This is a genomic window from Natronococcus sp. (genome assembly GCF_047921035.1).
GTDB lineage: Archaea > Halobacteriota > Halobacteria > Halobacteriales > Natrialbaceae > Natronococcus.
Window position 1 is genome coordinate 1 of record NZ_JBLRWX010000035.1, and the last position, 21,158, is coordinate 21,158.

The following is a 21,158-nucleotide window of genomic DNA, read 5'->3' on the forward strand; positions in this document are numbered from 1 at the left end:
GCCGTGCCGAGACCTGTCGGAACAGCGTCGACTGCCTCCGAACCCGTGGGACCCACGTCCAGGCCGGGCTCACCACCGACGACGAGCGCGGCGAGATCGCCCTGCCGATGGACGAGATCACCCGCTGGGACGTCACCGTCGTCGGTTCGCGCGGAATGCCGCCCTCGCGGTACGACGAACTGCTGCGCCTGATCGACTCCGGACGGCTCGAGCCCGACGCGCTCGTCACGAGGGAGGTCGGGCTCGAGAACGTCTCGGATCGGCTGGCGGCGATGTCCGACTTCGGAACGCGAGGCGTGGAGGTCGTCACCGAGTTCTGACGACCGTGCGCTACCGATCGACCCTGCCGCGGGCGCTGATCGCCCGGTCGGCCGGGTTGAACAGGAACCGGTCGTACGTCCCCGTGTACGATCCCAGCAGCGGTTCGTGAGTGTCCGTTTCGATCCCGATAACGGACGGTCCGTCGGTGACGTACCGATCGGCCGCGTCGTTGGGATCGTAGACTGCGAAGACGACGTCGGCGTCGTTGACGTCGTAGTCGTACAGCAGCACGTAGTGACCGTTGAGGACGTCCTCGCCGGAGAGCGTCATCCCGGCCGACCCGAACTCGTCGATCGCGGCCCGAAGCTCGCGCGCCTGCCTTTCGTAGTCGATCCAGTCCGGGCTGAGAAGCGCCCACCGCCGGAGCCACGACTCGGCGTCGAGGAACTGCTGTCGGTGGAGCCGCTCGACGTCCTCCCGAACCGGCGCGGCCGCGTCGTCCTCGAGCGGTTCGTTCACGTGGCCGATCTCGCTCGCGGAGTCGCGCTCGATCGGGACGGCCGTCGGCTCCTCGCAGTACCACTGCGCGGCCGCGACCATCCCGTAGCAGTACCCCCTCGTGCCGAACAGGCGGTTGGCGTTCGCGTAGAGCTCGTCGACGATCGTCCGGAGCCGGGGTTCCGAACTGACCTGCAGGGTGTCGGTTACTCGCGTTCCCAGCGGGGTCTCGAGCCGGCCCGTCAGCTCCTCGCGAAGGTCGCGTCTCGAGAGGAACTCCGTCGGCTCCGGCGGGACCGGCGGGGTCGCGTAGTTCTCGAAGCCGAACGCGTCGATGCGAGGGTCGAACTCGCGTTCGGCAGCCGCCCCGGTGTCCGACGTCGACCGCGACCGTTTCAGCGACGCGGCCGACAGCGCGCCGACGCCGGCCGACAGCGAGAGACCGCAAAGCAGGGTTCGTCGAGTAAGTCGTGTCATCATTTCCAAAGGGTGCTCAGGCGCCGATCGCTCGAGTGCGGTTGCGGTATTCGTCGCGGACGGACTCCTGGCGGGTCGAAACTCCCGATTCGGGATCGCGGTTCATCTCGTCGCGCGACGCGGTTCGTCCCTTTCTCGCACCGAACGAGCATATATACGTGGGACTTGCTAATGCAAGTGGACAGTTTCGACCGCCAACCGCGCCACTTTCACTCCGCTGGCCAAACCCTCTTACACCGCGGCCTCCCAGACCGGAGTGATGGACGGGAACGACGACCTCGCGCTGCCGGTCCCCGATGCCGACCTCCCCTTCGATCCCGAGACCACCGCGATCGAGGACCGCGACGTCTTCGAGCTGCTCGAGCCCGCGGTCCAGGAGTGGTGGCTCGAGGCGTTCGGCGAGTTCGTTCCCGAGAACGACGGCTTCTTCACGCCACCCCAGGAGGGCGCGATCCCGAAGATCGACGCGGGAACGAACACACTTGTCTGTGCTCCGACAGGTTCGGGGAAGACGCTGGCGAGCTTCTGTGCGATCATCAACGAACTCTACCGCCGGAATCGGGAGGTCGACGACGGCCTCGAGAACTCAGTCTACTGCCTCTATATCTCACCGCTGAAGTCGCTGGCCAACGACATCCACCGCAACCTCGAGGTCCCCCTCGAGGGGATCGAGTCGATAGCGGAGGACCGCGCGGCGCATGGCGCCGCAGAAGGTCAGAGCGGTGAAACCCCGAGGAGCGGCGAGGGCATCGGCGAAATCCGCCACGCCATCCGCCACGGCGATACGGCCTCTCACGAGCGCCAGAAGATGCTCGAGGAGACGCCCCACATCCTGAACACGACGCCGGAGACGCTCGCAATCTTGCTGAACTCCCCGAAGTTCCGCGAGAAGTTACGGACCGTGGAGTACGTCATCGTCGACGAGATCCACTCGCTGGCGGGCGGCAAACGCGGGACGCACCTCTCGGTGAGCCTCGAGCGACTCGAGGCTCTGATCGAGGGCGAGCTCACGCGGATCGGCTGCTCGGCGACGATCGAACCGCTCTCGCAGGTCGCGGAGTTCCTCGTGGGGCAGGACGAGCCGGGCGGGGACTCGCGACCCTACGAGATCGTCGACGCCCGCTTCGCCCGCAAGTTCGACATCGAACTCGAGTCGCCGACCGACGACCTCATCCACACCCCCCGCGAGGTCGTCCAGGATCGCTTCTACGAGACCCTCCACGAGCACGTACAGAACCACACGAACACGCTCGTCTTTACGAACACGCGATCGGGCGCCGAACGGGTGTTGCACAACCTCCGGGAGCGTTTCGACGCCTACGACGAGGAGAACTCGGGCTGTCACCACGGCAGCCTCTCGAAGGAAGCCCGCCAGGACGTCGAGGGCCGGCTGAAGAGCGGCGACCTCGAGGTCGTGACCTCCTCGACCTCGCTGGAGTTAGGTATCGACATGCCCCACGTCGACCTCGTCGTGCAGGTCGGCTCGCCGAAATCCGTCGCCGCCCTGCTCCAGCGGGTCGGACGGGCGGGCCATCGCGTCGGCCAGACCGTCACGGGGCGGGTGATCGCGCTCGATCGGGACGAACTGCTCGAGTGTGCAGTCATGCTGAAGAAGGCCGAAGACGGGTTCGTCGACTCAGTGTCGATCCCGCGCAACGCCCAGGACGTCGCCGCCCAGCAGGTCTACGGGATGGCGATCGCCGAAATCCGTCCCGAGTCCGAGGTGAGGGGGATCCTCCGGCGTGCCTACCCCTACCGCGAGTACGGCGACGAGGAGTGGAAATCCCTCTGTCGGTACCTCACCGCCGAGTACGCGGGCCTCGAGGAGAAGAACGTCTACGCGAAGATCTGGCGCGACGAGAACGACCCGCCCGGCGGGGAACACCACCACGAGGCGTTCCCGGTCGGTGAACCCCTCATCGGCAAGCGCGGTCGGCTCGCACGGGTGATCTACATGACCAACATCGGGACGATTCCCGACTCCTTTACCTGCGACGTCCACACCCGCGCGAGCGACGAGTGGGTCGGCCAGCTAGACGAGAACTACCTCGACACCTTGGAGAAGGGCGACGTCTTCGTCCTCGGTGGCAACCACTTCGAGTACCGGTACCGCCGGGGGTCGAAGGTGTACGTCGACCACACGAGCGCCCGACCGACGGTCCCCTCGTGGTACTCCGAGCGACTGCCGCTGTCGTACGACCTGGGCTGTGAGATTCTGGCGTTTCAACGGCAGCTGCTCGAGCACTACGCCGAAGGCGGCCCCTCGCGCGTTCGCGGCTGGCTGCGCGGGTTCCCGCTGGACGACGACAGCGTCCGGGCGATCGCGCGACTGTTCGACCACCAGGTTCGGTACGCGGGCGTCGAAAGCGTCAGCACCGACGAGCGACTCGCGATCGAGGTCGAACGCGATCGTAACGAGTACGAGCGCCACTACTACGTCCACTCGAACTACGGGCGGAAGGTCAACGACGGCCTTTCCCGCCTGCTGGCCTACCACTGCGCACAGGAGGCGACGGCCAACGTCAAGGTCGCCGTCGCCGACAACGGCTTCGCCCTCTCGATGCCACTGAACCGCAAGATCGACCTCGAGGGGATCCTCGAGGGCCTCGAGCCCGCCGAGGTTCGGTCGGATCTCCGGGCGGCCCTCTCGGGGACCGATCTCCTGCAGCGGTACTTCCGGATCAACGCCACACGGGCGCTGATGATCCTCAAACGCTACAAGGGCTACGAGAAGTCGGCCAGCGAGCAGCAGGTTTCCAGCGAGATGCTGCTGGGCTTCGCGCAGGACCTCGAGGAGTTCGCGGTGATCGAGGAGACCTACCGCGAAATTCTAGAGGACAAGCTCGACGTCGCCGAGATCGAGGGGATCGTCGCGGCGATCGATTCGGGAGAACTGGCGGTCGAGCGCCAGCTGCTGGACTCGCCGACCCCGCGAGCGTTCGGGCTGGCGACCCTGTCGGCCAGCGACGTCGTCCTCGCCGAAGACGAGAGCGCGGCCCTGCAGGCGTTCCACGAGCACGTCCTCGAGGAGATCGGCGAGGAGTCGCTGCGGCGGCTCTCGACGGAGAACTGAGGAGCCTCGGTGCGGGCCCACGCCGGCGGCGGTTAACAGTGGAAGCGGTCGCACCCCTCGAGACGGTCGGACGGGGATCGAGATCCCGATTCGTTCGCCTCCCCCGGACCGTTGCGCGAACCGAACACGTAAACAGTGGAAACCGCGTTAGTAGGAACCATGAGCGACGACCCCCCGAACTGGGAGTTCAAGGACCGTGACATCGCGATCCTCTGTGAGCTCGCGGAGGACCCGCAGCTCTCCTCGCGGGAGCTGACGGACGTACTCGAGACCCAGTACGACATCGACGTCTCCCACGTCACCGTCAGCGAGTCGATCCGCCGGATGCGAAACGAGGGCGTCTTCCGGGAAGCGATCATCCCTAACGAGGAGTACTACATCTTCGCGCTGTTCGAGTTCAAGTTCAACACGGACGGCTTCGCCGACGGCTGGCGCGAGGCGATGGAACACATCCGCGAGGACAAACACACCCTGTTTTTCTTCCTCTCGGACGGGGAGTACCAGTGGAAGACGGTGATGATGTTCCGGGACCGCGAGCAGGTGTCCCGGTGGATCCACGACTGTTACACCGAGTACGGCGACGTCATCGCCAATGTCCGCAACTCGGCGGTCCACAACGTGCTCAAGTTCCGAACCGATCCGGAGATCTACGAGGACCTCGGGGAGGAGTACGACGCCTAGGGCGGACTCCTCGAGCGACGGCGTCGAACCCGTCGCCGACGACCGAAATTACGCCTCGAGGAGTTCCCGCAGCCGCGGGAGCACCTTGGTCACGTCCTCGCGACAGATTACGTCGGCCGCGTCGTCACACGGCGTCGACTCGAGGTTGATCACGCCGACGGTCGCGCCGCTCGAGGCCGCCTGCCGGGGCAGCGAGGCAGCGGGCTCGACGACCAGCGAGGAGCCGATCGCGAGGAAGGCGTCGCTCTCGCGGGCGAGCGTTCGCGCACGCTGGATGACGGCTGCCGGGAGCTGTTCGCCGAAGAGGACGACGTCCGGCTTGTAGACGCCGCCGCAGTCGCAGGTCGGCGGGAGTTCCCCGTCTGCGGCCCGCGCGAAGATCGGGTCGCCCTCGCGCCGTCGGCCGCAGTCGGCGCATCGAACCCGACGGGCGTTGCCGTGAAGCTCGAGTACGGAGCCCTCGCCGTCGACGTTCGGCGCGTCGGTCTCGCCGTCCCGAACGGCGACCGCGGCGTCCCGGTGGAGACCGTCCGTGTTCTGGGTGCAGATCGCCTCGAGGTAGCCGTCCCGCTCCATCGCGGCCAGGGCCTCGTGGCCTGTGTTGGGTTCGTACTCGCCGCCGAACATGGCCTCCTGGAGCTCGAGGCGATCGGCCCAGAACCCCTCGGGGTCGCTCCGGAAGCGGCCGTAGGTGAACTGCCCCTCGTCGAAGCGGTCCCAGACACCGTCGTCGCCCCGGAACGTGGGGATTCCCGAGGGCGCCGAGATGCCGGCGCCCGTGAGGACGGCCGTGGTGTCGGCGGTTCGAATCGCCTCGGCGAGCGTCTCGAGGTCGTCCATGTCTCGATACTCGTGGTGGGTCGAGAAAAGCGAGTCGGGAAGCCGGCGACGGGGTCGCGCCTCACCGCATCGAAGTCGCGTACGCGGTGGCCAGTTTCGCCTCGATGCGCTGGAGATGCTCGCCGACGGTCGAGGGGGCAAGATCGAGAATCTCGGCGAGATCCCGGTGTGTCGTCTCCCGGGGAACCTGGTAGTAGCCTTCGTGAATGGCGACCTCGAACAGCTCCCGCTGGCGCTCGGTCAGGGTTATCCCGGGATCGCCACCGGGCTCGTACTCGCCCAGCCGCTCGAGTTCGACCCCGATCCCCTCGGGGAGGTCCGCGGCCGCTCGCTGGATCGCTCGACTCGTTCCGATCGCCGTGATCTCGAGCCCGCGAGTGCCGTCGGTCCCGACGAAGCGCATCGGCCAGTCGACGACGATCTCGTGCTCCCGGAGGATCGACAGGAGATCGTCGACGGGGTCCGCACGTCGCCACTGAACGTAGACGACGCCACGGTCGTCACTGCCAGTGACGGCGAACTCGAGGGCGTCCGGTGACTCCGCGAGGAGAGAGCGAACCACTTCGAGGTCGCCACGAACCTCGAGTAGTTCGACGTACCGGTCGTCGTCATCGCTGACGGGATTTACGTAACGGATCGACTCGACCGTGATCGAATCACCGTGGCCCAAGAGCTCGTCGATCGGCGTGGGTCGCCGGCTACGCCAGTTCAGCGTGACCGTGGCGTAGCGCATTGTCCCCCATGGGATGCCGTCCCGTCGTTCCCTGTGAGCATCTGTCGCTCGGCGCTATCGGGCCGGTCACTGCCGGCGGTGGATCGGCTCGCCTTCGGTTTGAGACGGGAGCACACGACCGGACGCTCTCGTGCCGGGTATAAATACGCCGGGGATGATCGGGTTCAGACATAGGGGGCTGGCGTCCATTGGCTACGGTAGATGAGCAGCGATACGCCTGCAGTTACTGACGATCACCCGCCCGGTCCGAACGGTCTTCCCCTCGTCGGGAACCAGCTCGCCTTCCTCCGCGATCCATACGGCTTCATGACCGAAACCGCCCGCGAGTACGGCGACATCGCCTACTGGGAGGATCCGACCGGCCCCGTCTACCAGCTCAACCACCCCGACTACATCGAGCAGGTGCTCGTCCAGAACAACCAGAACTACATCAAAGGAGCCCGCTTCCAGCACGTTCTCAAACCGGTTACGGGCGACGGCATTCTGAACAGCGAAGGCGCGGTCTGGCGCCGAAATCGCCATCTCATCCAGCCCGCGTTCGCACCCGACCGGATCGAAGAGTACGCCGAAATGATGACCGCGTTCACCGAGGACGCGCTCGAGGAGTGGGCGGACGGCCAGACCCGCTCGTTCCACGAGGACATGATGGAGGTAACCCTGCGGATTGTCGCCCGGGCGCTGTTCGGCGTCGACATCGACGACCACGTCGACACCGTCGGTTCCGCGCTCGAGGAGTTCATGCTGGCTACCGAGAGCCTCTCTCATCTCGTGCTTCCGTCACAGGTGCCGACCCCCTCCAGGCGACGCATCCAGCGGGCACGGGAGGAACTCGACGTCGTCGTCTACCAACTGATCGAGGAACGACGGGCGAACCCGACCGATCAGGACGTCATCTCGAAACTTCTCGAGGTAACCGACGAGCGCGGGACCGCGCTCTCGGACGAGGAGATCCGCGACGAGGTGGTGACGCTGCTGCTGGCTGGCCACGAGACGACGGCGCTCTCGCTGACGTTCACGGCCCACCTCCTCGCGAGAAACCCCGCCGTCGAGGAGACGCTCGTCGACGAACTCGAGACGGAGCTCGAGGGAGAGACGCCGACGATGCAGGATCTCTCGGAGCTGACGTACACGGAGCGGATCGTGAAGGAATCGATGCGACTCTATCCGCCCGTCCCAGGGATCGTCCGCGAACCCGCTAAACCGGACATCATCGGCGGCTACGAGGTCCAGCCGGGAGCGACGATCCGGATGCACCAGTGGGTCGTCCACCGCGACCCCCGCTGGTACGACGATCCCCTCGCCTTCCGACCGGAGCGCTGGACCGACGAGATGGAGTCCGATCTACCGAAGCTGGCGTACTTCCCGTTCGCGGCCGGTCCGCGTCGGTGTATCGGGGACCGGTTTGCCATGCTCGAGGCCCAGCTCATCCTCGCGACGATCTACCAGGACTACCACCTCGAGCTCGTCCCCGGAACCGAGGAGCTCGACCTGATGGCGACGATCACCGCCCGTCCGAAACACGAGATTCCGATGACCGTCCGCGAGCGGTAACCCGCGAGGGCTCATACGGATTGCTGTAACGATTTACCGGCGCAACCGCCACACGGGTCGCGGTTTCGCCGGTAATGACTTACAGTAAACCGTATCAGTCCTCCCAGTAGTCGACGGCGTCCTCGAGCCGGTAGTAGCCATGAAGCGAGCGCTCTCCCTCTCCGCCCGGCGGGGAGTCGACGAAGACGCCGAACTTGTCCATCTCGGGGTAGACAGTGACGTCGGGTTCGACCATCGTCGAGAGCATCAGGTACCGGAGGTCGCGGCCACCGTCGTTGACGACCTGGTGACCGCCGTCCTCGCTCGCGGGAAGCGTCACGAAGTCGCCAGATTCGATCGACTCCTCCCCGCGTTCGCACCGGAGCATCCCCTCGCCGTCGAGAACGAACAACGCTTCCTCGTTGGCCGTGTGGTAGTGGTAGGGCCAGGACCGCTCGCCGGGTGGCAGCTCGTACAGGCTACAGCCGATATCGTCTGCGCCGGCTGCGCTCGAGAGCTGCTTGCGTCGGAACCGTGACGAGCCCCGGTCGTACTCGGTCCACTCGAGGTCGGCCTCGTTGATCACCTTTGTCATGCGGTGGCGATACGACGGAGGCCGCAAAGAGTTCTCGGGACGGGGTCGCTACAGGGACGGACAGACGGCCGAACGCCGGGCGGACACACGGCCGAACGCCGTACCGATCGCGCCGGGACCCCGACTCCGAACGATTGCGCTTAAGTTCCGGCGACCGGAATCGGGTGGTATGCAGGACAGAACCTACACTGCCGACGCCGAGCCGGGCGACGACGCGACGGTCGCCGGCTGGGTCCACGAGATCCGCGATCTCGGCGGGATCGCCTTCCTGATTCTCCGGGATACGACGGGCAAGATCCAGATCAAGTTCGAGAAAGACGAGATGGACGACGAACTCGTCGAGACCGGCCTCGGCGTCTCCCGCGAGAGCGTCGTGAAGGTTTCGGGCGCCGTCGAGGAGGAGCCCCGCGCGCCGACCGGCGTCGAGATCACGCCGGAGTCGCTCGAGGTCGTCGCCCCCGCCGACCCCGAACTGCCGCTGGATCCCTCCGGGAAGGTCGACGCCGAGCTCTCGACGCGACTGGACAACCGCACCCTCGATCTGCGCAAGGACGAGGTGCAGGCGATCTTCGAGATCCGCTCGGAGATCCTGCGTGCGGCCCGCGAGGCGTTCCGCGAGTTCCGCTGTACGGAGATCACGACCCCGAAGATCGTCGCCACCGGGACCGAGGGCGGCACGGAGCTGTTCCCGATCACGTACTTCGGCGAGGAGGCCTTCATGAACCAGTCGCCGCAGCTGTTCAAGCAGCTGATCGCGGGCTCGAACGTCGAGCGGGTCTTCGAGATCGGCCCGATCTTCCGCGCCGAGGAGCACAACACGCCGCGACACCTGAACGAGGCGACCTCGATCGACTTCGAGGGCGCGTTCTGTGACGAACACGACGCGATGGACGTCGCCGAGGGCGTCGTCACGGCCGCCTACGAGGCCGTCGCCGAGAACTGCAGCGAGGAGCTCGAGGCGCTCGGCCTCGAGGAGACCTTCGAGGTTCCCGACGGCGAGTTCCCCCGCCTCAGCTACGAGGAGGCCATCGAACGCATCAACGCGACGGGCGAACTCGACGAGCAGCTCGTCTGGGGCGACGACCTGCCGACCGAGGGCGAGAAGGCCCTGGGCGACGACGTCGGCGGCCACTACTTTATCACCGACTGGCCCAGCGAGATCAAGCCGTTCTACATTCAGGACCACGACGACGACGAGCAGCTCTCGACGGGCTTCGACCTGATGCACCCGAGCATGGAACTGGTCTCGGGCGGCCAGCGCGAACACCGCTACGAGCAGCTCATCGAAGGGTTCGAACAGCAGGGCCTCGACCCCGAGCAGTTCGACTACTACACGAAGATGTTCAAGTACGGGATGCCGCCCCACGCCGGCTTCGGGCTGGGCGGCGAGCGCCTGATCATGACGATCCTGGGCCTCGACAACATTCGGGAGGCCGTTCTCTTCCCGCGAGATCGCCAGCGACTGAGTCCTTGACGAAGTCGCTGGGAGCAAGCGGAACAAACGGAGTGAGTTCCGCAAGATCGTCAGCGTTTGTCGCCGTAGGCGACGGCACGATCGACTACCGTTTCGTTTTCAGCGTCTCGAGTACGCGCTCGCCGTAGGCTGCCAGCGGCTCCTCGCCGGCGTCGAACGCGCGAACCCAGTTTACGTACCCGGTGAATCGTCCGAAGTCGGTCCCGTCGCGCTCGAGGATGGTCGCATCGAGCGTGGCCGGGTCGTCGCTCGCGAGCACGTAGGGGGCGTACGCGCCGGCGACGTAGCCGACCTCTCGGAGGACGCCGGTTTCGGGGGTGTCGCCGACGTACTCGAGGTAGAGGTAGTTGCGTTCGCGGCTGAGACCGTCGACGTCGATCCCGCCGTCCTCGAGAGCCGTCCGCAACGTTTCCGGATCGTCGACGGTGGTCTCGAGTCCGGTTTCGATACCGGCTTCGTACTCGTCGGAAAACTCTCGGACGGGAAGGTCAGGAAGACGGTGTCCGATGGGCGTGTGGTCCTCGACGGGATCCGGTTCCGCCTCGTACCCCTCGTCGTGTTCGACTGTACAGCCGGCAAGCGCCAGCGTTCCGGCCGAGCCGACTGTCGCGAGGAGCGTTCGTCGGGAGAACGTGCTCGGTCGGTTCATCCCGGTTCCGTACTCGAGGACGAGGGAAAACCGCTGGCCGGGAAAGTGCAAGTCCTCCGTTTATATGGTGGATAGTGATACCGCGAACGGATGGTCCTCGACGGCTTCGTCGCCGGCTTGCTGCTCGCGGGCGTCGCGATCCTCGCGCTGGTCGTGCTGACTCGCCTCCTCGAGGAGCGGGCGCTCTCCCTGCCGATATTCTACCTCGCGCTGGGTGCGGCCGCGTTCACGCTCGTGCCGGAATTGCCGTATCCGGATCCGATCGAGCACGCCGACGAAGCCGAGCGGCTGACGGAACTGGGCGTGATCGTCGCGCTGATGGGCGCGGGGCTGAAGATCGACCGCCGCGTCGGCTGGCCGGCCTGGGCGTCGACGGCTCGGCTGCTCGCGATCACGATGCCGCTGTCGATCGCCGGCGCGGCGCTGCTGGGCTGGGGCGTCGCCGGACTTCTGCTGCCGACGGCGCTGTTGCTCGGGGCCGCTATCGCGCCGACCGATCCCGTGCTCGCCTCGGAGGTCCAGGTCGGACCGCCCGGACGAAACTCGCCGACGAACTCGGAAGAAAGCGGGACCGACGACGATGACGGAACCGACGACGTTCGCTTCGCGCTGACCTCCGAGGCGGGTCTCAACGACGGGCTCGCGTTCCCGTTTACTTACCTGGCCGTTCTCCTCGCGTTCGTCGGCTACGCGCCGAGTCAGTGGCTCGGGCAGTGGCTGCTCGTCTACGTCGGCTACAAGATCGTCGTCGGCGTCGTGGGCGGAGTCGTCGTCGGCTGGCTGCTCGCCGTCGTCGTCTTCCGGTTCTCGGCCGACTCGCCGCTCTCGCGGTCGGTCCAGGGGCTCGAGGCCGTCGCGGGAACGCTGATCGCGTTCGCGGCGGTCGAACTCGTCGGCGGCTACGGCTTCATCGCCGTCTTCGTCGCCGCGCTGACGCTCCGGGAGTACGAGCGCACTCACGAGTACCACGACGCGCTCCACGGGGTCGCGGAGATGGCCGAACACCTGCTGATGGTCGCGATCATGGTGCTGTTCGGCGGTGCGCTCGCGAACGGCCTGCTCGCGCCGCTGACGCTCGAGGCGACCGTCGTCGTCCTCGCGATCCTGCTGGTCGTCCGTCCGATCGCGGGACTGATCGGGTTTCTCGGCTCCGAGATCGACCTTCGCAGGCGGGCGGTGATCTCGTTTTTCGGCATCCGGGGGATCGGTTCGTTCTTCTACCTCTCGTGGGGACTCAACGCCGCACCCTTCCGCGAGGCCGAACTACTGTGGGCAATCGTCGGCCTCGTCGTCCTCGTCTCGGTCGTCGGGCACGGAATGCTGGCGTCGCCGGTGATGGGTCGGCTCGTGGAGGGGTGATACGGTTTCCTGTACGTCAGTTCCGGCGCAACCACGACCCGGGCGGCGGTTGCGCCGGGACATCGGTACAGCAATCCGTATGAGGCTGCCGATCGGTGCTCGAGCGGCCTCGTCAGGGAGCGACCCGGTCTGCGGTGACGGTCTCCGCGAACCGGTCGATGGCGGCTTCGCTTCCACCGGCGATGAGCGTATCGTCCTCCCGAACGACGAAATCGGCGGTCAGATCGGTTCGCAGCTCCCCGTCCCGTTCGACGCCGATCACGGTACAGCCGGTTCGGGCGCGCAGATCCGCCTCGCTGAGGCTCATCCCGGCGAGCGACGGCGCCGCCGAGCGGACGAACTCGAACTGCACCTGTGGCGTGACGATCTCGACCTCCTCGACCAGGTACGAGGCCAGGATCTCGCCCGTCACCGTCGGCAGGGAGAGGACGTAGTCGGCGCCGGCGTTGTACAACTTCCAGACGGTGTCCGGATCGTCGGCGCGGGCGATGATCTCGACGTCGGGGTCGATCTCCCTGATGACCAGCGTGGCGTAGATCGTGGTCGTGTCGTCGTCCAGCGCCAGAACGACGGTCTCGGCGTCCTCGACGTCGACGTGCTCGTAGGTGTCCGGATCGGTCGCGTCGCCGACGACGTCGACGCCCTCCCGATCCTCGTGGTCGACGACGGTGGTGTCGATGTTTGCGTCTCGAAGCGTCTCGGTTACCGACCAGCCGACCGTACCGTACCCGCAGACGACGACGCGGGACGGATGGTGGTGGGTCGGGATCGACCGAGCGGTGACGTCTTCGAACCCGCCGTGACCGCCCGCGACGAGGAGGATCGTGTTCTCCTCGAGGACGGTGTCTGGATCGGGGGAGATCACGAACTTGCCGCCGAGCCAGACGCCGACGATGGTGATCCCCTCCCGGTCGAAGATTTCGGCCTCCCTGATCGTGCGGCCGGCGAGATCGCTGCCCTCCTCGATCAGGAGTTCGGTGATCTCGTACTCGTTCTCGACCTCGATCACGTTCCGGAGCTTCTCGGCGAAGGAGGTCGTCGCCCGCATGCCAAAGGCCTCGCCGAGCTGCTGGCGGGCCAGCACGACCTCGTCGGCGCCGGAGTACTCGTGGTACGTCGCCGTCTTGTAGTCCCGGACGACGCTGATGATCCGCACGTCGGGATTGATCCGGAGCGCCGAGAGGATGATCGTCGGGTTCGCCTCGTCGTCGACGTCCGCGACGAGGCCGCGCGCTTCGGCGGCGTTGGCATCCCGAAGCGTCTGAATCTCCTCCGGATCCCCGTGAACGGCGTTGATACCGCGGTCTGCGAGATCGGATACTAGCTCGGGGTCGGGGTCGACGAAGAGGTAGGGAATCCCGACCTCGTCGAGTTCCTTCCGTAACACGTCGTCGAGCGCCGAGTGGCCGCAGATGATCACGTGATCGGTCAGGTCGCTCGTCGTCGGCGGTCCAGAGTCGAGGGCCTGTCGAAGCAGCGGGATCGCAAACAGCGGCAGCCCGAGGAAGACGAGCAGGACGCCGGTGAGGTTCATCCCGATCACCATGACGTTCAACACCGTGCTCTGCCACGGCGCGTGGCCGCCGAATCCGGCGGTCGTGAGCGACTCGATGACGACCTGCACGGCCTTGTAGAAGGGGATATCGCGGCCCTCGAACGTCAGCATGGCCCACTGGTAGGTCGTCGAGTAGACGACGATAATCGCGGCGACCGTCAGAAGTGCGTACCCGATTCGGCGACGCCAGTCTTCCATCGCTCTCCACTAACAAACACCGATGAATAGGGATTGTGCCGTCATTGTCCCGTTCGGTCGTCTCGTTGGCGCCCCCAATTATGTGCGCTCGGGTCGTATCCGAGACACGGACGGAGGACGGTCGGCATCTCGAGTCCGTCGCGTTCCGAAAACGAATACGCATGTACGTACTCATCGTCGGTGCGGGGCAAGTCGGGCGAATGATCGCGTCGAACCTCGAGCGTGCCCACGAGATCGCGGTGGTCGAACGTGACCGACGGATAGCCGAGGAGATCACGTACGCTCACGACGTCCTCTCGATAGCGGGCGACGGAACGACACTCGAAACGCTTCGGGAGGCCGGACTCGAGAAAGCGGATCTGATCGTCGCGTGTACGGACGACGACGAGACGAACCTCGTCGTCTGTGGCACCGCCAAGACCGCAACCGACGCGTTCACGATCGCACGCGTTCGCCGCCACACGCTGTTGGAGACGTGGGAGGGTTCGGAAAGCGCGTTCGGCGTGGACTTCATGATCTGTACGGACCTGCTGGTCGCACAGAAGATCGTTCACATCTCCGGTTTTCCCCGAGCGCAAGACGTCGAGACGTTCGCCGGCGGACTGGTACGGATGGCCGAGTTCGAGATCGGTCCGAAGAGCCCGCTAATCGGCCAACAGGTCCGCGAGGCCGACCGATACGGCTCGATGACGTTCGCCGGAGTCTTTCGGGAGGCGGAACTCGTCGTCGCCAGCGGAGAGACGAGCTTCGAGGACGGGGATCGGGTCGTCGTCATCGGAAGCCCCGAGTCCGTCGGTGCGTTCGCGAGGGCGAACCAGCCGGACGACGCGGTACGGGCGGAGGACGTGGTTATCGTCGGCGGCAGCGAGATCGGCTATCAGACCGCACGCGAGTTCGAATCCCACGGGATTTCGCCGCGGCTGATCGAGCGAGATCGCGAGCGCGCCCGCGAACTCGCGGAAGCGTTGCCAAAGACCCTCGTTATCGAACACGACGCGATGGAGACGACGTTTCTCACTCGAGAGCACATCGACGAGGCCGACGTCGTCGTCGCCGCGCTCGGCCGCGACGAGCGGAACCTGCTCGTCTCCCTGCTCGCCCACCGGATCGGCGTCGATCGAACGATCGCGATCATCGACAACACCGAGTACACCGACCTCTTCGAGACGGTCGGGATCGACGTCGCGATCAACCCCCGAGAGGAAACCGCCGAGGAGATCGTCCGTTTTACCCGGACCGACCAGACCGAGAAGATCGCGATGCTCGAGCACGACCGCGCCGAGGTCGTCGAGATCGAACTGGGCCACGAGAGCGCGCTGACGGGCCGTCCGATCGCCGAGTCGACGGCCGACCTCCCGAGCGGGGTCGTCGTCGGCGCGCTCTCTCGAGGCGGACGGCTCGTCGCGCCTCGAGGGGAGACGGTGCCACAGCCCGGCGATCACGTCGTGCTCTTCGTCGACGCCGCGGTGTTAGACGAAGTGGCATCGAAGGTGTGACTCGCCGGGAGTGCTCGAGGCGCCCGGTCCACACGATCCTGGCGACATCGGGAAGCCCGAGGCCGGTGATGCCGGCGTCGAGGCCGACGGTACTCCGGGCGCTTCGATAGCCGTGTTCCAGCGAGATCGTCTCCGAGCGCGAGCAGCGACCGACGGTTCGATCGAAAAGCAGGAGCCTTCAACCGCGCTACCGTACTGCCGGCATGAGCATTCGTCTGGACGACGTGAACAAGCGGATCATCCACGCGTTGATGAACGATGCGCGGGACACCTCCGCACCCATGATCGCCGAGGAAGTCGGCGTCTCGCCCGCGACGATTCGAAATCGGATCGATCAGCTCGAGAACGCGGGCGTGATCAGGGGGTACCACGCCAACGTCGATTTCGAGACGGCCGACGAGATGATCACGACCCTCTACGTCGCGACGGTTCCGATCGAGGACCGGGCCCGGCTCGTTCAGCGAGCCCGGACGATCACCGGCGTCATCAACGTCCGGGAGTTCATGGCTGGCAAACGTAATCTGCACGTCCTCGCGGTCGGCAGCGACGTCGAGTCGATAAACGATGTCGCGCGCGAACTCACCGAACTCGGTATCGAGATCGACGACGAGAAGTTCGTCCGCACGGAGCAGTTCCAGGCCTACCACCCGTTCGGACCCGCCGAAACCCACCAGCAGTTCTCGGACTACATCAGTCTCGCCGGCGGCAACGAGGTCATCGAACTCACCGTCGACGACGATGCGCCGATCGTCGGGAAGACGCTGCGTCGGGCCGACGAAGAGGGACTGCTCGAGGGCGATCTGCTCGTCGTCTCGATCGAACGCGACGACGAGGTACTGACGCCGACGGGAAAAAGCGAGATCCGTGCCGGCGACCTTCTGACCGTTCTCTCTCGCGACGGATTCACCGATTCGGTACTGGCGCCGTTCGAGTCCGCGACGGAGTAGCCTGCCGTTGCGGAATATGCAATAGTCTTATCGTGCCGGATCGAATCAGAATCGAGTATATGAATGAGATTCTGGAATCGAAAATGAGGGCGGGCGATCCGACTCGGGTGCGTCCACGTCGGGTCCAGCGAGGTGTATTCGAACGTGGCTGAGTCCGATCAGGAACTCGCCCGGGACCTCGGCTTCCTCGAGGCCTACACGCTCGGGCTCGGGACGATGATCGGCGCCGGCATCTTCGTGCTCCCGGGAATCGTGGCCGAGAGCGCGGGGCCGGCCAGCATGATCTCGTTCGTGATCGGCGGCGTGGTCGCGCTGCTGGCGGCGCTGTCGCTGTCGGAGTTGGCGACCGGGATGCCGAAAGCCGGCGGGAGCTACTACTACGTCAACCACGCGCTCGGCAGCTTCTTCGGGACGATCGTCGGCTGGGGGATGTGGGCCGGGCTGATGTTCGCGACGGCGTTCTACATGCTCGGATTCGGCCAGTACCTGCTGAATCAGCCGTCGGGCGCGCTCACCGTCATCCTCGCCGGGCTGGCGATGACGTCGCTGCTCGTCGCGGTCAACTACCGCGGCGTCAAGGAGACCGGTTCGCTGCAGAACGTCATCGTCGTCGTCCTCGTCGCGCTGATCACCGTCTTCATCATCGTCGGGCTGCTGAACGTCGACACCAGCCTGCTCACGCCGTTCACCGCGGGGGAGGGCTGGCCCGCCGTCGCCGCGACCGCGGGGACCGTCTTCGTGACGTTCATCGGATTCGAGGTGATCGCGACGAGCGCGGAAGAGATCAAGGATCCCGGTCGGAACCTGCCGCTCTCGATGATCGCTGCGGTCGTGACGCCGACGCTCCTCTACGTCCTCGTGATGCTGGTCAGCACGGGCACCCTCCCGGTGCCGGACCTGGCCGCCTCTGATATCCCCGTCGCCGACGTCGCCGCCGCGACCGCCGGCGAGTTCGGCAGCCTGGTCGTCGGCGACTACGCGCTCGAGTTTGCGACCGTCGGCTCGCTCGTCATGATCACCGGTGCGATCCTGGCGACCGTCTCCTCGGCGAACGCGTCGATCCTCTCGGCGGCACGGGTCAACTTCGCGATGGGACGCGACCAGATCCTCACCAACTGGCTCAACAAGATTCACGACCGGTACCGGACGCCCTACCGGGCGATCCTCGCGACCGGGGCCGTCATCCTCGCGCTCATCGCCAGTCCGCTACCGATCGCGACGCTCGCCGACGTCGCGAGTTTCATGTTTCTCATCACCTACGCGCTCGTCCACGTCGCGGTCGTCGTCCTCCGACGCGCGGATCCCGACGAGTACGAGCCGGACTTCCGCATCCCGTCGGTGCTGTACCCGATCGTGCCGATTCTGGGCGCCGTGGCCTGTCTCGGCGTCATGGTCCAGATGCAGTGGCAGGTGCAGGCGATCGGCGTCGGGATCGTTTTCGTCGGCATCGCCTGGTACCAGTTCTACGCGAAGGACCAAGCCATCTCGACGACGCTGATCGGCGAGGCGGTCGCACCGCTCGAGGAGAGTGCGGACCGCGAGGACGAGGCCTACCGCGTCGTCGTTCCCGTCGCGAACCCCGCGACCCAGCGGCCGCTGCTCAAGTACGCCGCTGCGAGCGCCGCGAGTCAGGATCGCGCGGGCGAACTCGTCGCCGTCAACGTGATCGAGGTGCCGCCCCAGACCTCGCCGGCACAGATCGAGTTCGAAGAACAGCGCGTCGAGCGACAGCGACAGCTGCTCGAGAACGCCCGCGACATCGCCGGGGACCTGGACGTCGCGATCAGGACCCGCTCGATCGTCGGGCGGAACGCGGGCGATTCGATCCTCGCCGTGCTCGAGGAGGAGGAGGCGGACCACGTCCTCCTGGGCTGGTCGGGCGAGCGTCGGCGGCGCGACGTCCTGTTCGGCTCGACGATCGATCCGCTGCTCGAGCGCGCGCCGTGTGACGTGACGCTGATCAAGGATCCGGCGGACTCGCCCGGAGAGATCGTCGCGCTGGCGGGAACCGGACCGCACGCCGCAACGTCGGCCAGGCGTGCGGGCGAACTCCGTCGTGCGTTCGCCGACGGGACGCTCACGCTGCTGAACGTCCAACCCGAGCCGGACGGAACCGACGGAGAACCGGCGGACGAGGATCCGACCGATCCGGAGGCGATCGGGCGGGAGACGATCGCCGCCGTCGCCGAGGACGCCGGGCTCGAGGACGAGGAGTACGAACCCCGGGTCGTCGTCGCCGACGACGTCACGGAGGCGGTCGTCGAGACGGCCGTCGAGTACCGGACGGTCGTCGTCGGTGCGACCGGAACCGGCACCGTCGCGCAAGCGCTGTACGGCTCGATCCCACAGCGGATCGTCGAACGGAGCGACGGGACGGTCGTGATGGCCCGCGGGGAGCAGCGAGCACCGCGGACGTTCAGACAGGCGCTGATTCAGCGCCTCGAGGGATAACTCGTGGCACGTATCGCGTCCGCTCGCGCAACCGAAGGCGACAAGGGTACTGCTTCCGGTCTAACGGTATCGAGGGGATACACGTGAGACGGAACCTCCGCGTCGACTGGCGGGCGGGACTGAGCCTGGTCGGGACGATCCTCGCGTTCTTCTCGCTCGCGTTCACCGTGCCGATCGTCGTCGCGCTCGCCTACGGCGGCGAGGACCTCTGGGTCTTCGTCGCCTCGATGGCGATCACCGCCGGCTCGGGGCTCGCCCTTCGGCGGCTGGATCCCGACCCCGATCCCGGGGCGAGGGAGGCGTTTCTCGTCGTCGCGATGTCCTGGCTGCTCGCCGCCACGTTCGGTGCGATTCCGTACGTCCTCGCCGGAAACGGGACCGTCGCAGCGCCGGTAAACGCCCTCTTCGAGAGCATGAGCGGGTTCACGACGACCGGGGCGACGGTGATGGGCGACATCTCCTTCGACACCCACTCCCGCGCGATGTTGATGTGGCGCCAGCTTAGCCAGTGGCTCGGCGGGATGGGAATCATCGTCCTCGCGGTCGCCATCCTCTCGCAGATGGCCGTCGGGGGCGCCCAGCTGATGCAGGCGGAGACGCCCGGTCCCGGTATCTCGAAGCTCACGCCCCACATCGCCGAAACCGCCCGCGTTCTCTGGATCGCCTACATCGCGCTCACGGTCCTGTTCATGGCACTCCTGTACGGCGTTCACCTGCTGGGCTACGCGCCGAACATGGACCTGTACAACGCCATCGCCCACGGCTTCACGACGCTGCCGACGGGCGGGTTCTCCCCCGAGGCGCGGAGCATCGAGGCGTTCTCGCCGGTCGTCCAGTGGCTCGTGATCCCGTTCATGTTCTTCGCGGGCGTCAACTTCGTGCTCTGGTGGCACGTCATCTCCGGCGACCCGCGGACGTTACTGCGGGACAACGAGTTCCGGGCCTACCTCGGCGCGGTGTCGGTGCTGACGGTCGTCTGTGCCGTCGTGCTCTTCGTCTCCGCGCTCGAGACGCCCGAAACGGGCCAGATCGGCGGGCACGTGGAGCGGTCGGCGCGCTACGCCGCCTTCCAGATCGCCTCGCTGGTCAACTCGACGGGGTACGCGAACATGGATTTCGACGAATGGGGCGGTGCCGCCAAGGGGATCCTCCTGATCGCGATGTTTATCGGCGGCTCGACCGGGTCGACGGGCGGCGGAATCAAGATTCTCCGGTGGCTGATCGTCTTCAAGTCGCTCCGTCGGGAGGTGTTCACGACGATCCATCCGGAAGCGGTTCGACCCGTTCGGATGAACGGTCGCGTGCTCGACGAGGACGCGATCCGCGGGATCTACGCGTTCACGCTGCTGTACCTCGTGATCTTCTTCGTCGGGATCGGCCTGTTCGCGGCGGACGCCGCCCGCGTCGGGTTCGATATCGGCTTGCTCGACCTGCTGAGCGCCTCCATCGCGACGCTCGGGAACATCGGTCCGGGGCTCGGTCCGGTCACCGGACCGATGGGCGGCTACGTCGACTTCCCCACCAGTTCGAAGCTGCTGATGATCCTCTACATGTGGATCGGGCGTCTCGAGATCTTTCCCGTCCTCGTGCTCCTGACCAGGGCCTACTGGCGGAGCTGAACGCCGATGCGGTTTCCGATCGGCTCTCGCACGGGGCCATCGCGTTCGGGATCCGGCATCCGGAACAGGATTAATAAGGGTGTACGTGTAACGTCTACGAAGGATGGGGGTATTCGACGTGTTACGCAACGGTGGGCGAGGAAGCGAGCTGTTCGAGTGTCGAAACTGCGGTCGAAACCTTCCCGACGACAGCGACGAGTGCGGTCACTGCGGATCGCAGGAGGTTGCGCATTACGTACTCTGAGCGACAGTCATAAGCGATTCGGGAGAACGTACTTGTACTGCGTTCCCGAAGTCGTCGTATGGGTCTTTTCCAGCACGTCCTCGTTCCGGTCGCGACCGAAGCGGACGCGCGGACGACGTGTGCCGCGCTCGAGCCGTACCTCGATGACCTCGAGCGCGTGACGGTCGTCCACGTCATCGAGAAGGCCGGCGGCGCACCCGACAAGGCGCCCCTCGAGAAGCGCCGCGAGGACGCGTCGGCGGTTCTCGCGACCGCGGAGGCGATGCTCAGCGAGTTCGTCGCCGTCGACACGAAGACGGTGTTCGCGACCGACGTCGTTCCGGCGTTCTTCGAGGCGGCCGAGAAGGCGAGCGCGGACGCAATCGCGTTTCGGGCCCGCGGCGGCAGCCGGATCAAACGGATCCTCGCCGGCGATATCACGACGGATCTCGTCACCGACCCCGAGTTCCCGGTAATCTCCCTGCCCAGCCCCGAGTAG

At 66.1% G+C, this 21,158-nt stretch carries 16 protein-coding genes and 1 pseudogene; 11 read left to right on the forward strand and 6 right to left on the reverse strand.

Annotation, left to right across the window (positions count from 1 at the left end):
- Window positions 1-320, forward strand: a pseudogene (locus ACNA7R_RS09185) (alcohol dehydrogenase); the annotation flags it as partial.
- Between the two features lie 10 nt (window positions 321-330).
- Here ACNA7R_RS09185 and ACNA7R_RS09190 read toward each other — a convergent pair.
- On the reverse strand, window positions 331-1,236 hold the full coding sequence (locus tag ACNA7R_RS09190; protein WP_416283265.1) for a hypothetical protein: 906 nt from the start codon (window positions 1,234-1,236) through the stop codon (window positions 331-333).
- A gap of 259 nt (window positions 1,237-1,495) precedes the next feature.
- Here ACNA7R_RS09190 and ACNA7R_RS09195 point away from each other — a divergent pair, with 259 nt between their 5' ends.
- Both ACNA7R_RS09195 and ACNA7R_RS09200 read left to right on the forward strand, forming a co-directional pair.
- The gene (locus ACNA7R_RS09195) at window positions 1,496-4,309 is read left to right on the forward strand and encodes an ATP-dependent helicase (protein ID WP_416283266.1); all 2,814 of its coding nucleotides are present in this window, start codon (window positions 1,496-1,498) and stop codon (window positions 4,307-4,309) included.
- Window positions 4,310-4,468: 159 nt separating this feature from the next.
- Entirely contained in the window at window positions 4,469-4,990 is a 522-nt protein-coding gene (locus ACNA7R_RS09200) for an Lrp/AsnC family transcriptional regulator (RefSeq protein ID WP_416283267.1), read from the forward strand.
- Window positions 4,991-5,038: 48 nt separating this feature from the next.
- Here ACNA7R_RS09200 and ACNA7R_RS09205 read toward each other — a convergent pair whose 3' ends face one another.
- Together ACNA7R_RS09205 and ACNA7R_RS09210 are read right to left on the reverse strand one after the other, a co-directional pair.
- Window positions 5,039-5,830, reverse strand: a complete 792-nt coding sequence (locus ACNA7R_RS09205; RefSeq protein ID WP_416283268.1) for an SIR2 family NAD-dependent protein deacylase — start codon at window positions 5,828-5,830, stop codon at window positions 5,039-5,041.
- 61 nt (window positions 5,831-5,891) lie between these two features.
- A complete protein-coding gene (locus ACNA7R_RS09210) occupies window positions 5,892-6,563 on the reverse strand; it encodes a helix-turn-helix domain-containing protein (RefSeq protein ID WP_416283269.1) in 672 nt (223 codons plus the stop codon).
- A gap of 201 nt (window positions 6,564-6,764) precedes the next feature.
- Between ACNA7R_RS09210 and ACNA7R_RS09215 the strand changes: the two genes are divergently transcribed.
- Entirely contained in the window at window positions 6,765-8,114 is a 1,350-nt protein-coding gene (locus ACNA7R_RS09215; RefSeq protein ID WP_416283270.1) for a cytochrome P450, read from the forward strand.
- A gap of 94 nt (window positions 8,115-8,208) precedes the next feature.
- On the opposite strand, the gene ACNA7R_RS09220 is transcribed toward ACNA7R_RS09215, so the two are convergent.
- Complete coding sequence (locus tag ACNA7R_RS09220) at window positions 8,209-8,688, reverse strand: cupin domain-containing protein (protein ID WP_416283271.1); 480 nt, start codon at window positions 8,686-8,688, stop codon at window positions 8,209-8,211.
- A 169-nt stretch (window positions 8,689-8,857) separates the two neighbouring features.
- Between ACNA7R_RS09220 and aspS the strand changes: the two genes are divergently transcribed.
- Window positions 8,858-10,162: an aspartate--tRNA(Asn) ligase gene (gene aspS / locus ACNA7R_RS09225; protein WP_416283272.1), complete on the forward strand. Its 1,305-nt coding sequence runs from the start codon at window positions 8,858-8,860 to the stop codon at window positions 10,160-10,162.
- Between the two features lie 85 nt (window positions 10,163-10,247).
- Here aspS and ACNA7R_RS09230 read toward each other — a convergent pair whose 3' ends face one another.
- Entirely contained in the window at window positions 10,248-10,811 is a 564-nt protein-coding gene (locus ACNA7R_RS09230; protein ID WP_416283273.1) for a hypothetical protein, read from the reverse strand.
- Between the two features lie 90 nt (window positions 10,812-10,901).
- Between ACNA7R_RS09230 and ACNA7R_RS09235 the strand changes: the two genes are divergently transcribed.
- Entirely contained in the window at window positions 10,902-12,170 is a 1,269-nt protein-coding gene (locus tag ACNA7R_RS09235) for a cation:proton antiporter (protein WP_416283274.1), read from the forward strand.
- Window positions 12,171-12,282: 112 nt separating this feature from the next.
- Here the strand turns inward: ACNA7R_RS09235 and ACNA7R_RS09240 are convergent, their stop codons facing one another.
- Window positions 12,283-13,923: a potassium channel family protein gene (locus ACNA7R_RS09240; RefSeq protein ID WP_416283275.1), complete on the reverse strand. Its 1,641-nt coding sequence runs from the start codon at window positions 13,921-13,923 to the stop codon at window positions 12,283-12,285.
- Window positions 13,924-14,084: 161 nt separating this feature from the next.
- Here ACNA7R_RS09240 and trkA point away from each other — a divergent pair, with 161 nt between their 5' ends.
- The 5 genes from trkA (at window position 14,085) to ACNA7R_RS09265 (ending at window position 21,158) form a co-directional block, all read left to right on the forward strand.
- Window positions 14,085-15,419, forward strand: a complete 1,335-nt coding sequence (trkA, locus tag ACNA7R_RS09245; protein ID WP_416283276.1) for a Trk system potassium transporter TrkA — start codon at window positions 14,085-14,087, stop codon at window positions 15,417-15,419.
- A gap of 203 nt (window positions 15,420-15,622) precedes the next feature.
- Complete coding sequence (locus ACNA7R_RS09250; RefSeq protein ID WP_416283277.1) at window positions 15,623-16,366, forward strand: AsnC family transcriptional regulator; 744 nt, start codon at window positions 15,623-15,625, stop codon at window positions 16,364-16,366.
- Window positions 16,367-16,510: 144 nt separating this feature from the next.
- Window positions 16,511-18,817 (forward strand): amino acid permease, encoded by a 2,307-nt coding sequence (locus tag ACNA7R_RS09255; protein ID WP_416283278.1) that lies wholly within the window; start codon window positions 16,511-16,513, stop codon window positions 18,815-18,817.
- Window positions 18,818-18,900: 83 nt separating this feature from the next.
- Complete coding sequence (locus tag ACNA7R_RS09260; RefSeq protein ID WP_416283279.1) at window positions 18,901-20,436, forward strand: TrkH family potassium uptake protein; 1,536 nt, start codon at window positions 18,901-18,903, stop codon at window positions 20,434-20,436.
- A 302-nt stretch (window positions 20,437-20,738) separates the two neighbouring features.
- Window positions 20,739-21,158, forward strand: coding sequence for a universal stress protein (locus ACNA7R_RS09265; RefSeq protein WP_416283280.1), 420 nt, complete (start codon window positions 20,739-20,741; stop codon window positions 21,156-21,158).

Excerpts from the sequence above, each read along its gene's own strand:
- ACNA7R_RS09190 (WP_416283265.1), bottom strand. The coding sequence starts at position 1,236 with ATGACACGACTTACTCGACGAACCCTGCTTTGCGGTCTCTCGCTGTCG.
- ACNA7R_RS09195 (WP_416283266.1), top strand. The coding sequence starts at position 1,496 with ATGGACGGGAACGACGACCTCGCGCTGCCGGTCCCCGATGCCGACCTC.
- ACNA7R_RS09200 (WP_416283267.1), top strand. The coding sequence starts at position 4,469 with ATGAGCGACGACCCCCCGAACTGGGAGTTCAAGGACCGTGACATCGCG.
- ACNA7R_RS09205 (WP_416283268.1), bottom strand. The coding sequence starts at position 5,830 with ATGGACGACCTCGAGACGCTCGCCGAGGCGATTCGAACCGCCGACACC.
- ACNA7R_RS09210 (WP_416283269.1), bottom strand. The coding sequence starts at position 6,563 with ATGCGCTACGCCACGGTCACGCTGAACTGGCGTAGCCGGCGACCCACG.
- ACNA7R_RS09215 (WP_416283270.1), top strand. The coding sequence starts at position 6,765 with ATGAGCAGCGATACGCCTGCAGTTACTGACGATCACCCGCCCGGTCCG.
- ACNA7R_RS09220 (WP_416283271.1), bottom strand. The coding sequence starts at position 8,688 with ATGACAAAGGTGATCAACGAGGCCGACCTCGAGTGGACCGAGTACGAC.
- aspS (WP_416283272.1), top strand. The coding sequence starts at position 8,858 with ATGCAGGACAGAACCTACACTGCCGACGCCGAGCCGGGCGACGACGCG.
- ACNA7R_RS09230 (WP_416283273.1), bottom strand. The coding sequence starts at position 10,811 with ATGAACCGACCGAGCACGTTCTCCCGACGAACGCTCCTCGCGACAGTC.
- ACNA7R_RS09235 (WP_416283274.1), top strand. The coding sequence starts at position 10,902 with ATGGTCCTCGACGGCTTCGTCGCCGGCTTGCTGCTCGCGGGCGTCGCG.
- ACNA7R_RS09240 (WP_416283275.1), bottom strand. The coding sequence starts at position 13,923 with ATGGAAGACTGGCGTCGCCGAATCGGGTACGCACTTCTGACGGTCGCC.
- trkA (WP_416283276.1), top strand. The coding sequence starts at position 14,085 with ATGTACGTACTCATCGTCGGTGCGGGGCAAGTCGGGCGAATGATCGCG.
- ACNA7R_RS09250 (WP_416283277.1), top strand. The coding sequence starts at position 15,623 with ATGAGCATTCGTCTGGACGACGTGAACAAGCGGATCATCCACGCGTTG.
- ACNA7R_RS09265 (WP_416283280.1), top strand. The coding sequence starts at position 20,739 with ATGGGTCTTTTCCAGCACGTCCTCGTTCCGGTCGCGACCGAAGCGGAC.